We start from the raw sequence: 13,490 nt of genomic DNA, 5'->3' as shown, positions 1-13,490 counted from the left end.
AAGAGATTGAGGGAGCATTTAAGCGGGATTTGGTATCAGTCAACAGTCAACAGTCAACCGTTAACAGTCAACCGTTAACAGTCAACCGTTAACAGTCAACCGTTAACAGTCAACAATCAACCATTACCAAGGAGTGACTGCAACAGTGCCGCCCGGTGCAATAACTACTCGGAAATCAGCCAGGGGTTCCGCTGGTGGCCTGCTGCCAATCGGTTTGTAAAGCAACTCCGACAACGGCGCTTCGGATCGATCGACTGCTGCGGGATTCTCCGACTTATAACCGACAATCGCCCCATCCTTAGCCACACTCACCCGATAAACCAACTCCGCATCAACCGCAGGCTTAGTTTTCAAAACTCCGTCAATTTGCTGGGAAAGTTGGCCCTTCAACAGCTCGATTTCTGCCGGATCGGTAATCGGCCCGGCTGCTGCATCAGGACTGGGCAAAGCTTCAGAAACAGGACTGGGCGTGCTTTCTGGCGAAGCCTCCGATTGCGGGGTGGTACTAGGTGAAGCCTCCGATTGCGGGGTGGTACTAGGCGAAGCCTCCGACTGCGGGGCGGTACTAGGTGAAGCCTCCGATTGCGGGGTGGTACTCGGAGTCGGCGAACTCGGTTCAGCATTCGGAGTCCTCTCCCCAGGTAGCAAACCGTCAGCAGGCCTGGGAGTGGGATTTGGCGAAGGCGATCCGCCCGGATTCGGCGTTCCCTGATTCTGTCCTGCAGGATTTGGCTGTCGCACCGGATCTCTCGGGCGCTGGAGTTGCGGCACCGGCACCAAGAAAAAGGCCATCGCCGCCAAAGCCAAACTCGATATCCCCACCACCGCAGGCAAGCTCCGCTTCGCCAAAGGTTCGGCGGACTTGATATAACGCTTGGAAATTGGGGTTAATTGCAGAGACAATTCCGGCAGCGTCTGGGTGTCGGCAAAAAATTGATCGATCGCCTCCACTAAGTCAAATAGCTGTACCGTCGTCAAATCTAATTTTGCCGACAGTTCTGTTTTTCGATCGATTTGGGTAGCGCTGCCTGTTTCGGCAGGTAGAACGGTCAAACGGTGCGAATTCTCGTCTATTCTGTGCAACTGCACCGTACTCAAATTCGGGCCGTAGCGATCGGGATAATGCACTCCACTCATAAATTCTTGGGCGTAGGTGCTGACAGCCCTCACCAAGCTTTCAAAAAACTCCCGTCCCCCGCTGAGGGGTTCGCCGATGCCTGTCACATAACATTCAGCGCTCATTAGTATAGAAAGCACTGGCCGTGTATCTAACTGGCTAGATACCGATCCGTCGCTCAACCCTTCCAGAACCAGGGTGCAATTCGGCAGACTGTACTGACGCCTAATAGTCATTTTTATTCCACTTCTCCATCAAACAAGCTAACCCAGAAGCGCTGCATTCCGGCCGTCCCCGTACAAAATAGCAGTTTGCTCAACAAGTTTAAAGCGAGTTCGTTGAGCTTGTCGTCGGAATTGTAAGCTGCAACTAGCGATCGCTTCGGGTTCATGCGCGATCGAAAATGAGCTCGAAAGCGTTCTAAATAATCGGCAAGCTGCAAGTTCTCGCTGAGGGGGAGATTTCTCGATCGCAACTGCTGCGAATCTAGCAGCAACTGGCGAATTGTCGCGGTTAACTTGCGCGCCATATTACAGGCGATCGCCACCAGCGCTTTTGCCTCCACCACCGTCAGGGAGCGGCGCTGGGTATAGCGTCTCAGCGGGTTAGTATTCCGCATCATCCAAAAGGCAACCCGATTTTTGATAATTGACTCCAATTCCAGGTCTTTTGACACTGCCAGCATTTCTTCCGCCCCTCCGAGATACAAGGCTTCGATCGCCAGCAACATCAAATCAATTTGCAATCTAGCCCGACGGGGACATCCGCCATCGTTCGGCGACAAGTCTGGCAAACTGTCTAAAATCAACGGGTTTGACTCGGTAAGCAAAGTTTCTGACGGCATTAAGATCACGGGAACATCCATTCCAAACAAACTATACGGTTATCCGGGGTCTCTGGCATGACAAATTCTCAATCAAAGACTCCTCTGGGATACTTTATTTTTATCAATCACTTTTATGTGTCTTTTAAATCTAGCAGCAACCGACCGTCACGGGGGAGATCCGGTGGCAGGAGTTCGATCGTCCACCGCCGGTTTCCCCAGCCGATCCCTTAAAGCTTTGTGATTTCCCGCCGAAGCCGGGGAGAAACCGACCAGGACGATCGAACTTGACCATTCCCAATTCTCGATTCCCCATTGCGATCGATCAATGTTCCTGCTTCTGCGATTTCGCCACCGCTTCTCTTTGAGCCGTAAAATCAGTAGCCGTCGCCCCATCCCTCAGACTAATTTTTCCCTTAAGGGTGTCTCCCTCCAAAATTCCTCGCAGTTTAACAGAACTGTTTTGAGCGATCGCACTGGAGTCCCTGCAACCTTCTAAATTAGGAACCACACCCGACAAGCTCAATCCTTGAGTTTCCCACTTACCAACTAAAGAAGGTTTCTCCTCTGCTGTTTTTTTGCGATCGGCCTCGCTGCTACCTCGCAAATTACCGTTCAAATAAACACCAGATTGCTCGATTGTCAATACCAAAGTATCAGATTTCAGACATTCGGGCAAACTGTTAGCATCGAAGCGATAACTTCCCGCAAGTGCCGGAGGAGCCTTTAAATTTGTTTCGCCGTAAGCAGTTACTACCTTAAAAAGTACCGCAACAATGGCGATGGAAATACCATAAAATGTTAACATTTTGACATTAAAATGAGGCATAAGTTTGGTAGTTGGTTGTTGGCAGTTGGCAGTTGGCAGTTGGCAGTTGGTTGTTGGCAGTTAACAGTTAACAGTTGGCTGTTGGCTGTTAGCTGTTAGTTGTTAGTTGTTAGTTGTTATTAGGAATTGAGAATTGGGCGGAGCGAAGCGGAGGGATTGGGAATTCGTAGCAAGTAACCAATAACCAATAACTAATAACCAATTCCCCACAACTAATGACTAATGACTAATGACTAATGACTAATGACTAATGACTAATGACTAATGACTACCTTCGAGGAAGTACCGAAGCCAAGTGCGATCGCGCTTTAACGTAGCACCGCGCAATCAGCAGCGAAGAATGACACTGTACCGCCAATTCATCAGTATACTGTCCCAAGGTTTGGCGCTCAATTCCCCACTCCCGACTCGTACCTGCAATAGTCAAATCAGCATTAGCAGAAGCAGCAATCACGGCTTGAATTGGATCGGCAGCCTCTACAATCGGAGTTTCAATGCGCGATCGCACCTCAATAGGCAACTGTTCCATCACTCGCTGAAACTCGTAACTCAGCTCGTTTCCCTCGAACCCGTTTACCCCCACCCGCAGCACCGTCAAACGGCGTTCCTCGCTATTAACTAACAGTCTCAGCGCCAATTCTAAGCCCAAATCATCGTGAATATTTGCAGCGTAAGGCACTAACAAATTATTCAACCGTTCCCGGCCTCTGTCAACAAAAATTGCTACATCCACCTTAGCGCTGCTGAGAATTTGACCGACACGCCCTCCCAAACGGTTGCTGCTAAAAGTGGGCCTGTGCCATCCTACCAAAATCAAATCCGCGCGATCGAGTTCCGCAATTTGCGCCGTTTCCCGCGCCACATCCTTAGTAACCCGAATGATCGGATGCACGAATTTTCTCGCATCCGGCAATTCCAAACTATCAATTAATTCTGATAATTTTGAGCGGCGCTCTTGAATAATGCGATCGGCTTCCGCAGGCGTACTTTGAAAAGCATAATCCTCATTGAATTCGATCAAACTCAGAGGATGAACTGCCGCCGACTGCAAATCGTTACCGCCCGTACCCGCCACCGGCAGCGCCAGCCCTACCGCTAGTTGCAGCAAACCTTTCTGCGTGCTAGGATTAGCAACAGGCACTAAAATTCGATAAGTTTTCAGCAAGTTGTTAACTGTTTCTTCGCTGCTAGTAGCAATTGGTAAATCTTCTAATTCTGAATCCTCAGAGCTAACTTCTGAAATATCTAACCGAATTAACCGTTTGGGATAAGTCCACTCCAGCAGCGGCGAAGTCATGAAAGTTGTGACTAATGCCATAATAACTAACATTGTAAATAGCACAGGCGAAATCACACCCAGAGAAAGACCGATATTCAACACAATTAGTTCAGTCAAACCGCGAGTATTCATCATCCAACCAAGCGCAGAAGCTTCGCGGTTGCTAATACCGCAGACTCTAGCAGCCGTGTAAGTACCGACATATTTTCCAATAATTGCTACTCCCAAAACTGCGGCGCACAGCAGCCACAATTCGGGACTGTTGAGCAGACCGATTTGAGTACGCAAACCGCTGTAAGCAAAAAAGATTGGCAGCAGAAATATTAGGACAAAATCTTCGGTTTTCTCAGCTAATTCTCTGGTGAGTCCGGCATTTTTTGGCATTGCAGCACCAAGCAAAAATGCACCGAAGATTAAATGAATGCCGATCAATTCAGTAATTAAGGCAGAAGCTACAACTCCCATGTAAATTCCCGCCAGCACTAACTGCGTTAATCTGCCCGTGCGGTTGTAGTGCTTGGAAAGCCGCTGCAAGAACCAGCGGACTACAGTCATCATGAAACCAATGTAAATTAAAGATTCAATAATGGTCGGCAAAGCGCCCAGCATCGAATTAGTTCGAGTAACTGCGATCGCCACGGCTAACAAACACCACGCCGTCACGTCATCTACAGCAGCGCAAGTTAAAGCCAGCGTCCCCAATTTAGTATTCTGCAAGTTGTGTTCTGTAATAATTCTTGCCAGCACCGGAAAGGCAGTAATTGACATCGCAGCGCCCAAAAACAGGGCAAAGGCTGTAAATGAAACGGTATTATTTGAAACAATCGGATACAGCAGCATTGCTAGGATGCTTCCCAGGGAAAACGGCACTAAAATGCTGACGTGGGAAGTTAAGATCGCTACATCTAAATTGTTTTTGAGATACTTAGGGTTCAGTTCTAAACCAATCAAGAACATGAAAAATATCAGCCCCACCTCAGACAGCACGTTGAGGAAAGGAACGGCTTCGGCTGGAAAAAGTGCTGTTGCTAAACCTGGTGCAACTAAGCCCAACAGAGAAGGCCCGAGCATAATTCCGGCTACAATTTCTCCAATGACTTGAGGTTGTTTGATCGATCGAAATGCTAAACCGACAAGTCTCGAAAGTGCGATCACAATTAGAACTTCAAGCAAGACGAGAATGGGGATGGGCATGGCGTTTTTAGCTTTGGGATTTTTGCGGTGCCAGAGGGAACTCGTAAAGCCGGTAGAATTGCCGATCGAACAAAATGGCTCAAAGCTCGATCGAACTAAAGAAGGCGCAAGACACGCACCAACAAAGCCATTGTCTCACAACCTAACTAAGGCTTTGACAACCTTGTTATATGGATTTTTTGTTTTTGTAAGAAGCGCTGGCGAGTAACTCGCAACCGTAGGGTACGCCCCACGCACCAAGCCAGCCCGCATCTGGCTCCCTCGGGCGCGCACCCTACGGATAACCCAACCAAATGGCGATCGGATTGTCAGCAAAACTGGTGTGTCCTGTGATAAACTAGACAAGTTGTTTAAGTTCGCACATCCGGGTTTTCGGGTGTTTCCAAGGTGCAAATCTTGAGAAATACTACCGGGTGGAGGATTAACCCGAATACAGGAGTTTAAAATACAATGCCAGTAGTCAGTTTGGCTCAAATGCTAGAGTCAGGAGTTCACTTCGGACACCAAACCCGCCGGTGGAACCCGAAAATGTCTCCCTACATTTTTACAGAGCGCAACGGGGTTCACATCATCGACCTCGTGCAAACCGCTCAGCTCATGGAAGATGCCTACGAGTACATGAGAGTGGCCTCAGAAAAAGGCAAAAAGTTTTTGTTCGTGGGTACAAAGCGCCAAGCTGCCGGGATTGTAGCGCAAGAAGCTCAACGCTGCGGCGCTTACTACGTCAACCAGCGCTGGCTGGGGGGAATGCTCACCAACTGGACGACGATTAAGTCCCGCGTGGAGCGCCTCAAGGATTTGGAGCGCCGCGAGGAAATCGGTGCCCTAGATTTGTTGCCGAAAAAAGAAGCTTCGGTGCTGCGCCGAGAACTGGCAAAACTCCAGAAGTATCTGGGCGGAATCAAAACTATGCGTAAGATTCCCGACGGAGTGGTGCTGGTAGACCAACGCCGCGAATATAATGCTGTGTTGGAATGCCAAAAGTTGGGAATTCCCATCGTCTCTCTGTTGGACACCAATTGCGACCCGGATTTGGTTGACATTGCGATTCCAGCAAATGACGATGCTATTCGATCGATCAAGCTGATTGTCGGTAAGTTGGCTGATGCCATTTACGAAGGTCGTCACGGTCAGCCCGGTGGCGACGGTGACTACGACGACGACTACGAAGGTGGCTACGAAGGCGCTGAATATGATGGCGAAATCGAAGAATTGGATGACCCCAATTATGTAGACCCCGACGAAGCCGCTGAGGCCGAGGGCGAAGAGACCGAAAGCTAATATTGCGATCGGAATTTGACACCAGGCAATTAAAAATTAAAGATTGAAAATTAAAAATAATTATTATTTTTAGTTGGATATTTTTAATTTTTAATTGTACCTGGCACGAGTCTAAGTCATTAGTAGAGTTCTGGCAAAAGCATTCATTGTGTTAGTGTTAGCACCAAAATTAATTTTGGTGCTACAGGTACAAAGTCCGCCCTAAGGCCGACTAGGTATTTCTTCACTCCTGTCCAATCATTAACATTAAGATTAGTAACTAATGACTAATGACTAATGACTAATGACAACGTATAGGGCCCGCACGCACCATCCACCGCCCCTACTGACTAATGACTAATGACTAATGACTAATAACTAATTTTGATTGGGAACTTAAGGAAGATGGCGGATATATCTGCAAAACTTGTTAAAGAATTGCGCGACAAGACTGGCGCTGGCATGATGGACTGTAAAAAAGCCCTCATTGCAAACGAAGGCGATATCGAAACATCCATTGAGTGGCTGCGGAAAAAAGGTCTGGCTGGCGCTGACAAAAAAGCCGGACGGGTTGCCTCAGAAGGACTCGTAGGCAGCTACATTCACACGGGCGGCCGCGTGGGAGTGCTGGTGGAAGTTAACTGCGAAACTGATTTTGTGGCACGCCGCGAAGAATTCCAAAGTTTAGTACGCAATATTGCGATGCAAATTGCAGCTTGCCCGAATGTGGAATACGTGAACCTTGAAGATATTCCTGCCGAAATTGTCGAAAGAGAAAAGGCAATAGAAATGGGCAAGGATGACTTGGGCAACAAGCCGGACAATATCAAAGAAAAGATTGTTCAAGGGCGGATTGACAAGCGCATGAAAGAGTTATGTTTGATGGATCAGCCTTTTATTCGAGATCAAAATATCTCGGTGGAAGAGTTGGTGAAACAAACCATCTCCCAAATCGGAGAAAATGTCCAAGTGCGCCGCTTCGTGCGCTTTGTGTTGGGCGAAGGCATTGAGAAGGTAGAAGCTAACTTTGCCGATGAAGTAGCAGCCCAAATGGGTGTTCAGTAATTCACAATTAAGATTGGGAATTGAAATTAAAAATGTGAAAAGCTAATTTTCACATTTTTAATTTTTAATAACAAAATGGGTTTAAAGTAGTCGTAGAGTGCGTCGCCCTCAAAAAATACCACACAAATATCGACAATCTTACAGTGACGCACCTAAGATAATTTATCGAAAATTGTACTAGAAAACAATTGTTGGCTTTGTTTCCACGGATCGGAAGTGTCAGGTAGTCGCCTTCAGATTGTCGATTGAATTTAGAGATTGTTTACGGCGACACACCCTAGGAATTTTTAGTTTTATACGTCCTATTTTAATTTTATACGGGAGATATGGTGGGAGCAAGAGAACGCATAGAGCAAGATTTGGCAGGACTAGAAGAGAGTTTAGCAGCCTTGAATGTGGAGTTTCGCAGTACATACGACAGTTATTTAACTTCCTTGGGACAAGCGGTGCGGCAGCAGTTAATTTTGGCTTGCTATCACCTTTGCACTCAATCCGCGCCGGAGTCGTTTCTCAAGTTGTCCTTCGATGGGCGGCAAAAAATGCAGCAGTCTGTAAGGCTTTTGGCTGCTGCGTCGGAGGAAAAATTGCGATCGCTAGTGACTGAATCAGAAGCAGAGGAAGAGGAAGAGGAAGAGGAAGAGGAAGAGGAAGAGGAAGAGGAAGAGGAAGAAGACAAAAACGAAGCAGAGGAAGAGGAAGAGGAAGAAGAGGAAGAGGAAGAAGAGGAAGAGGAAGAGGAAGAAGAGGAAAAGAAACAACTTTCCGCCATTAACTATCTATTTTCAGTGGCAAATTATCACGTGCCAAATGCTAATTCTCCCGAAAGTTTGGCGCGCTGGCAAAATAGTATTGAAAAGTCGATCGTCCTGATTCTCAAACTGCTTTCTCGTGACACCAACCGCTTGCTGCAACAGTCGGGAATCTTGCCCAATCAATTGCCAGAACCTATTCTAGAAGCTGCTTATGCTGCTGAAGCTTCCGGCGACAGCGTTGCTGGGCCGCCTAACTTATTAAACTTAATCGTTCAAGCCGATAGCTCTTCGGCACCGCCAAACTTAGCACAAGCACAGGTTACTATGGCCGTGCACATTACAGCAATTAAACTGCGGTTGTCAGAAATAGAGTTTGCTGATGCGGGAACCTCGGCTTGGCGCCAGCAAATTCGCAACCTCTCTGTGAAGTTAAACTCCCTAGGCCGCGATTACCAGAAAAAGCAGCGGGAACTTGCTGTGGTGGAGGCTGAGTCGGCTTGGCGATCGAGTTGGTTTGAAGATTAGTCAGTTGGTTGTTGGCAGTTGAGAGTTGGCAGTTGGCAGTTGGTTGTTGGTTGTTGGCAGTTGGCAGTTGGTTGTTGGCAGTTGGCAGTTGGCAGTTGGTTGTTGGCAGTTGGTTGTTGGCAGTTGGCAGTTGGTTGTTGGTTGTTGTCTGGGATTCTTGAGCTATGATTAATGACTAATGACTAATGACTAACAACTAATGACTAACAACTAATGACTAATGACTAATGACTAACAACTAATGACTAATAACTAATGACTGATGACTAACAACCAACCAGAATGGCAGCGATTGCAAAAAGCTCTTTCAGTAGAAGCCGATCGCGGATTTAACGACATCCAGGGCAGTCAATACCGCTTCAGCGAGTTTCTCGGCTTGAGTTTGAGACAGTTGGCCGGTGCTGTGGCGGCTTCTGCAGCGTGCGATCGCGCCCGAGCTAGACAATTAGCTGCTGAATTTGACATCTACCCTCAGAAGGATCTTGAAGCGCGCCAGCATTCGATCGCCATTACGGTGAGTTTCCTCAGACAAATGGAACAAGTTTGGGAAACAGCAGCCCGCAGCCCGATCGAACAAAGCGATTCTGAACAAAGCGCCCCGGCAGTTTCCGTTCCCCGAACTGCACCGCTGAGTGCGGCACCGCCACCGCCCAGCTTGACTCTAGACCAACCCTTAACCCGCGTCACCGGCATCGGCCCCGCCAACGGCAACCGCTTGCTAAAACTCGGTTTAAACACTGTATACGACTTGCTTTACTACTATCCCCGCCATCACATCGACTATGCAAAGCAAGTACAAATTCGCGAGTTGGTAGCAGGGGAAACTGTCACTTTAATCGCCGAAGTAAAGCGGTGCAATTGCTTTTCTAGCCCGAAGAATAAGAAATTAACGATATTAGAAGTAATCTTAAAAGACCGCACGGGAGAAATAAAAATCAGTCGCTTTTTTGCCGGGCCTCGCTACAGCAATCGCGGCTGGCAAGAATTCAAAAAGCGCGAGTATTGTACTGGTGCGGTGCTGGCTGCTTCGGGGTTGGTGAAGCAGGGTAAATATGGCATTACTTTAGAAAATCCTGAGTTAGAAGTATTAGATGACTCCGGCGGTGCGATCGAATCTATGAAAGTCGGCCGCCTGATACCTGTTTATCCGCTGACGGAAGGGGTAGATGCGGGTTCGGTGAGGCGATCGATTTTGGCTGCGATGCCGGCGACGAAACTGTTGCCGGAATCGCTACCGGATGATTTGCGCGATCGTTACAGTTTAATGGGTTTAGCGGATGCTGTGACTAATATTCACTTTCCGCTCGATCGCGATTGCTTGTCCGCCGCCCGCCGTCGCTTAGTTTTTGACGAATTTTTCTACCTGCAATTAGGACTTTTGAAGCGTCGCCAAACCCAAAGAAAAGCTCAAGCTAGTGCAGTCATTCTTCCTAGCGGCAAATTGATCGAACATTTCTATGAAATCTTGCCTTTTGCGTTGACTAATGCTCAAGCCAGAGTAATTAACGACATCCTCAACGATTTGGCTTCGCCGCAACCGATGAACCGATTAGTACAAGGCGATGTCGGCGCTGGCAAAACTGTAGTCGCCGTAGTCGCAATGCTGGCAGCAATTCAATCGGGCTATCAAGCGGCTTTAATGGCACCGACAGAAGTTTTAGCAGAACAGCATTACCGCAAATTGGTAGGTTGGTTTAATTTGATGCACTTGTCTGTGGAACTGTTAACTGGTTCGACAAAGGTAGCCAAGCGCCGGGAAATTCACAGCCAGTTAGAAACCGGAGAATTGCCTGTTTTAGTGGGAACTCACGCACTGATTCAAGATACGGTGAATTTCCACAAATTGGGTTTGGCGGTAATTGACGAACAGCACAGATTTGGGGTGCAGCAGCGCGCTAAATTGCAGCAGAAAGGCGAATCTCCGCACGTTTTGACGATGACGGCAACTCCCATTCCCCGGACTCTGGCGCTGACGCTGCACGGCGATTTAGACGTGAGTCAAATTGATGAACTTCCCCCCGGTAGGCAGGCGATTCAAACGACGGTTCTGTCGGCAAAAGAACGCCTCCAAGCTTACGATTTGATTCGGCGGGAAGTGGCGAGCGGCCGTCAAGTTTATGTGGTGCTGCCGCTGGTGGAGGAGTCGGAAAAGTTGGATGTGCGATCGGCAATTGAAGAAAAAGAAAAACTTCAAAGCAGTGTATTTCCTGAGTTTAAGGTGGGTTTGCTCCACGGCAGGATGAGCAGTGCGGACAAAGATGAGGCAATTACGAAGTTTCGGGACAAAGAAACTGATATTTTGGTATCTACAACTGTGGTGGAAGTGGGAGTAGATGTGCCGAATGCTACGGTAATGCTGATTGAAAATTCGGAGCGTTTTGGACTGTCGCAATTGCACCAGTTGCGGGGTCGAGTTGGTCGGGGCAGCAACCGTTCTTATTGTTTGTTAATGCCGGGTTCTAAGACGGCGGAAGCTATGCAGAGAATGAAGGTTTTAGAACAATCTCAGGATGGTTTTTTTATTGCGGAAATGGATATGAGATTGCGGGGGCCGGGTCAGGTTTTGGGAACTCGGCAGTCGGGTTTGCCGGATTTTGCTTTGGCGAGTTTGGTGGAGGATCAGGAGGTTTTGGAGTTGGCGAGGGCGGCTGCTCAAATGGTAATTGAGAATGATGAAACTTTGAATCAGTGGCCTGTGGTGCGGGATGAGTTGGAGAGGAGATATCAGCGGATGATGAGTGGGTCGATTTTGACTTAAGAAACCCAAAAAACCCGGTTGAAACCGCCGGGATTCCAACCGCCGGGATTTCAGGTACATCACAAATTCGATCGCACATTTGTCTCAAATGCGATCGCCCATAAAACCAAAAACCGGCGGTTGAAGCCCAAAAATCCCGGCTAACAGCGTATTTGATTTTGACAACATTTAATATTTATGCTACAATTGCGCGAGACATATCACAATTAAAGCTCAACTATAAATGTATGGAAGCTGTAATTGAAAGCATTGTAAGTAAGCTGCGTTATTTAGCTAAACCGCAGCTAGAAGTTGTGCTTAATTTTGTTGATTTCCTAAATTGGCAGTCAGGGTCTGGCTTGTCATCAAAGGCCAGCGATTCTGACGCAGAAATGGGCGATCGCGAGTTTGAAATACTTTTAGATGAATTTGCTGATGTTTTTATTAAAAACAAGGGAGTAAATGTCCCTAGGCTATCGGATTTTGCGGTGAGTCGTGCTGGTATCTATGAGGATCGTCCATAGCAATGTTATGTCTTGTGGATACGAATATTTTACTGCGGTTTGCCGATCGCTCTCATCCTTTATACCCTGTAATCCGAACTGCCGTAAAAAAATTGCGACAAGATGGATATAAACTTCAAGTAGCATCACAAAACTGCGTTGAGTTTTGGAATGTTGTGACTCGCCCGATCGAGAAAAATGGCTTTGGGTTGACTCCTGAGAAGTGCCGATCGCCAGTTACGCCGGATCGAGCGTCTTTTTCCGCTGTTTCCCGACACGCATTTAACATACTCCGAGTGGCGTAGGTTAGTTGTTACTTACAGAGTTTCGGGAGTTCAGGTACATGATGCTCGTCTTGTGGCTATTATGAAAGCAAACGGTGCAGCACATATTTTGACGCTAAATATTAAGGATTTTACTCGCTACGCCAGTGAAGGAATTGTGCCGATCGATCCGAACACTATCTCTGAATCATAAAACCCGATCGCCCATCCACAAAAAATGCGATCGCGGGGTCTCAGAAACCGGGTTTTTTCCGAAATACTTCCCTACAACCCACAGATTCGGGCAAAAACCCGGTTTCTTGGATTATCGATCGCCCCTAACTCCCTCCAAACGCAGGAAATGCACCCGGCCCGATCGATCGCCCGCTACAACTGTCACTCCATCATGGGCGATCGCACAGCCATTAAACTCACCCTCTCCGCTGAAACTAGCAACCTCTTTACGTGTGAGTAAATCCCAGATTTTCAGGGTTTTATCCGAAGATGCGGAAATCGCTGTTTTTCCGTCGCGTGCTATCGCGACTGCCCTTACCTCGCTAGTATGACCGGTGAGGGTTCTCAGTTCCGTGCCACTTTCTGTGTCCCAGATTTTCAGGGTGTGATCCCCTGAAGCGGAAATCGCCGTGAGGCCGTCTGGTGCGATCGCCACTGCTGTTACATCGCGAGTATGACCCGTGAGAGTTTTCAGTTCCCGGCCTGTCTCGGTGTCCCAGATTTTCAGCGTATTATCGTATGAAGCGGAAATCGCGGTTTTACGGTCTGGTGCGATCGCGACTGCATTTACCCTGGAACTATGACCCCTGAGAGTTTTTAGTTCCCGGCCTGTCTCGGTGTCCCAGATTTTCAGGGTACCATCCCATGAAGCGGAAATCGCTGTTTTACCGTCGGGTGCGATCGCCACTGCATTTACCCAGTAACGATGACCGGTGAGAGTTTTCAGTTCCCGCCCTGTCTCGGTGTCCCAGATTTTCAGGGTTTCATCCTCTGAAGCGGAAATCGCCGTGAGGCCGTCTGGTGCGATCGCCACTGCTTTTACCCATTTACTATGACCGGTGAGAGTTTTCAGTTCCCGCCCTGTCTCGGTGTCCCAGATTTTCAGGGTTTCATCCTCTGAAGCGGAAA

Annotated in this window: 15 protein-coding genes; 9 read left to right on the top strand and 6 right to left on the bottom strand. The window is 48.0% G+C overall.

Annotation, left to right across the window (positions count from 1 at the left end; all coding sequences use genetic code 11):
* Positions 1-123: 123 nt before the first annotated feature.
* From QUA97_RS05250 to QUA97_RS05230, 5 genes are all read right to left on the bottom strand, one after another.
* Positions 124-1,353 carry a DUF4335 domain-containing protein gene (locus tag QUA97_RS05250; protein ID WP_333193659.1) on the bottom strand — a complete coding sequence of 410 codons (1,230 nt, stop codon included), beginning with the start codon at positions 1,351-1,353 and terminating at the stop codon, positions 124-126.
* A 2-nt stretch (positions 1,354-1,355) separates the two neighbouring features.
* Complete coding sequence (locus QUA97_RS05245; protein ID WP_194070399.1) at positions 1,356-1,982, bottom strand: DUF3038 domain-containing protein; 627 nt, start codon at positions 1,980-1,982, stop codon at positions 1,356-1,358.
* A gap of 109 nt (positions 1,983-2,091) precedes the next feature.
* A complete protein-coding gene (locus QUA97_RS05240) occupies positions 2,092-2,256 on the bottom strand; it encodes a hypothetical protein (protein WP_194070398.1) in 165 nt (54 codons plus the stop codon).
* A 9-nt stretch (positions 2,257-2,265) separates the two neighbouring features.
* On the bottom strand, positions 2,266-2,769 hold the full coding sequence (locus tag QUA97_RS05235) for a hypothetical protein (protein WP_194070397.1): 504 nt from the start codon (positions 2,767-2,769) through the stop codon (positions 2,266-2,268).
* Positions 2,770-3,037: 268 nt separating this feature from the next.
* The gene (locus QUA97_RS05230) at positions 3,038-5,242 is read right to left on the bottom strand and encodes a cation:proton antiporter (RefSeq protein WP_194070396.1); all 2,205 of its coding nucleotides are present in this window, start codon (positions 5,240-5,242) and stop codon (positions 3,038-3,040) included.
* Between QUA97_RS05230 and QUA97_RS05225 the strand changes: the two genes are divergently transcribed.
* From QUA97_RS05225 to QUA97_RS05185, 9 genes are all read left to right on the top strand, one after another.
* Positions 5,241-5,450: a hypothetical protein gene (locus QUA97_RS05225; protein ID WP_194070395.1), complete on the top strand. Its 210-nt coding sequence runs from the start codon at positions 5,241-5,243 to the stop codon at positions 5,448-5,450. The genes QUA97_RS05230 and QUA97_RS05225 overlap by 2 nt on opposite strands.
* A gap of 242 nt (positions 5,451-5,692) precedes the next feature.
* Positions 5,693-6,523 carry a 30S ribosomal protein S2 gene (gene rpsB, locus QUA97_RS05220; protein WP_194011783.1) on the top strand — a complete coding sequence of 277 codons (831 nt, stop codon included), beginning with the start codon at positions 5,693-5,695 and terminating at the stop codon, positions 6,521-6,523.
* Positions 6,524-6,907: 384 nt separating this feature from the next.
* A complete protein-coding gene (gene tsf, locus QUA97_RS05215) occupies positions 6,908-7,567 on the top strand; it encodes a translation elongation factor Ts (protein WP_194011782.1) in 660 nt (219 codons plus the stop codon).
* A 326-nt stretch (positions 7,568-7,893) separates the two neighbouring features.
* Positions 7,894-8,844 carry a hypothetical protein gene (locus QUA97_RS05210; protein ID WP_333193651.1) on the top strand — a complete coding sequence of 317 codons (951 nt, stop codon included), beginning with the start codon at positions 7,894-7,896 and terminating at the stop codon, positions 8,842-8,844.
* 8 nt (positions 8,845-8,852) lie between these two features.
* The gene (locus QUA97_RS05205; protein ID WP_333193648.1) at positions 8,853-9,005 is read left to right on the top strand and encodes a hypothetical protein; all 153 of its coding nucleotides are present in this window, start codon (positions 8,853-8,855) and stop codon (positions 9,003-9,005) included.
* 101 nt (positions 9,006-9,106) lie between these two features.
* Positions 9,107-11,602: an ATP-dependent DNA helicase RecG gene (gene recG / locus QUA97_RS05200; RefSeq protein WP_333193645.1), complete on the top strand. Its 2,496-nt coding sequence runs from the start codon at positions 9,107-9,109 to the stop codon at positions 11,600-11,602.
* 18 nt (positions 11,603-11,620) lie between these two features.
* The gene (locus QUA97_RS05195; RefSeq protein WP_333193643.1) at positions 11,621-11,746 is read left to right on the top strand and encodes a hypothetical protein; all 126 of its coding nucleotides are present in this window, start codon (positions 11,621-11,623) and stop codon (positions 11,744-11,746) included.
* Positions 11,747-11,829: 83 nt separating this feature from the next.
* Positions 11,830-12,105 carry a hypothetical protein gene (locus tag QUA97_RS05190; RefSeq protein ID WP_194070391.1) on the top strand — a complete coding sequence of 92 codons (276 nt, stop codon included), beginning with the start codon at positions 11,830-11,832 and terminating at the stop codon, positions 12,103-12,105.
* Between the two features lie 2 nt (positions 12,106-12,107).
* Entirely contained in the window at positions 12,108-12,389 is a 282-nt protein-coding gene (locus QUA97_RS05185) for a hypothetical protein (protein WP_228050275.1), read from the top strand.
* Positions 12,390-12,672: 283 nt separating this feature from the next.
* Here QUA97_RS05185 and QUA97_RS05180 read toward each other — a convergent pair.
* The coding region (locus tag QUA97_RS05180) for a WD40 repeat domain-containing protein (RefSeq protein WP_333193639.1) at positions 12,673-13,490 on the bottom strand (818 nt) is incomplete at its 5' end.

Origin of the sequence: Microcoleus sp. CZ3-B2, assembly GCF_036705055.1 — a bacterium.
Taxonomy (GTDB): domain Bacteria; phylum Cyanobacteriota; class Cyanobacteriia; order Cyanobacteriales; family Microcoleaceae; genus Microcoleus.
The sequence above is the reverse complement of the archived record's forward strand: the minus strand, read 5'-3'. Positions and strand labels throughout refer to the sequence as shown.

Excerpts from the sequence above, each read along its gene's own strand:
- QUA97_RS05250 (WP_333193659.1), bottom strand. The coding sequence starts at position 1,353 with ATGACTATTAGGCGTCAGTACAGTCTGCCGAATTGCACCCTGGTTCTG.
- QUA97_RS05245 (WP_194070399.1), bottom strand. The coding sequence starts at position 1,982 with ATGGATGTTCCCGTGATCTTAATGCCGTCAGAAACTTTGCTTACCGAG.
- QUA97_RS05240 (WP_194070398.1), bottom strand. The coding sequence starts at position 2,256 with ATGGGGAATCGAGAATTGGGAATGGTCAAGTTCGATCGTCCTGGTCGG.
- QUA97_RS05235 (WP_194070397.1), bottom strand. The coding sequence starts at position 2,769 with ATGCCTCATTTTAATGTCAAAATGTTAACATTTTATGGTATTTCCATC.
- QUA97_RS05225 (WP_194070395.1), top strand. The coding sequence starts at position 5,241 with ATGGCGTTTTTAGCTTTGGGATTTTTGCGGTGCCAGAGGGAACTCGTA.
- QUA97_RS05230 (WP_194070396.1), bottom strand. The coding sequence starts at position 5,242 with ATGCCCATCCCCATTCTCGTCTTGCTTGAAGTTCTAATTGTGATCGCA.
- rpsB (WP_194011783.1), top strand. The coding sequence starts at position 5,693 with ATGCCAGTAGTCAGTTTGGCTCAAATGCTAGAGTCAGGAGTTCACTTC.
- tsf (WP_194011782.1), top strand. The coding sequence starts at position 6,908 with ATGGCGGATATATCTGCAAAACTTGTTAAAGAATTGCGCGACAAGACT.
- QUA97_RS05210 (WP_333193651.1), top strand. The coding sequence starts at position 7,894 with ATGGTGGGAGCAAGAGAACGCATAGAGCAAGATTTGGCAGGACTAGAA.
- recG (WP_333193645.1), top strand. The coding sequence starts at position 9,107 with ATGACTAACAACCAACCAGAATGGCAGCGATTGCAAAAAGCTCTTTCA.
- QUA97_RS05190 (WP_194070391.1), top strand. The coding sequence starts at position 11,830 with ATGGAAGCTGTAATTGAAAGCATTGTAAGTAAGCTGCGTTATTTAGCT.
- QUA97_RS05185 (WP_228050275.1), top strand. The coding sequence starts at position 12,108 with ATGTTATGTCTTGTGGATACGAATATTTTACTGCGGTTTGCCGATCGC.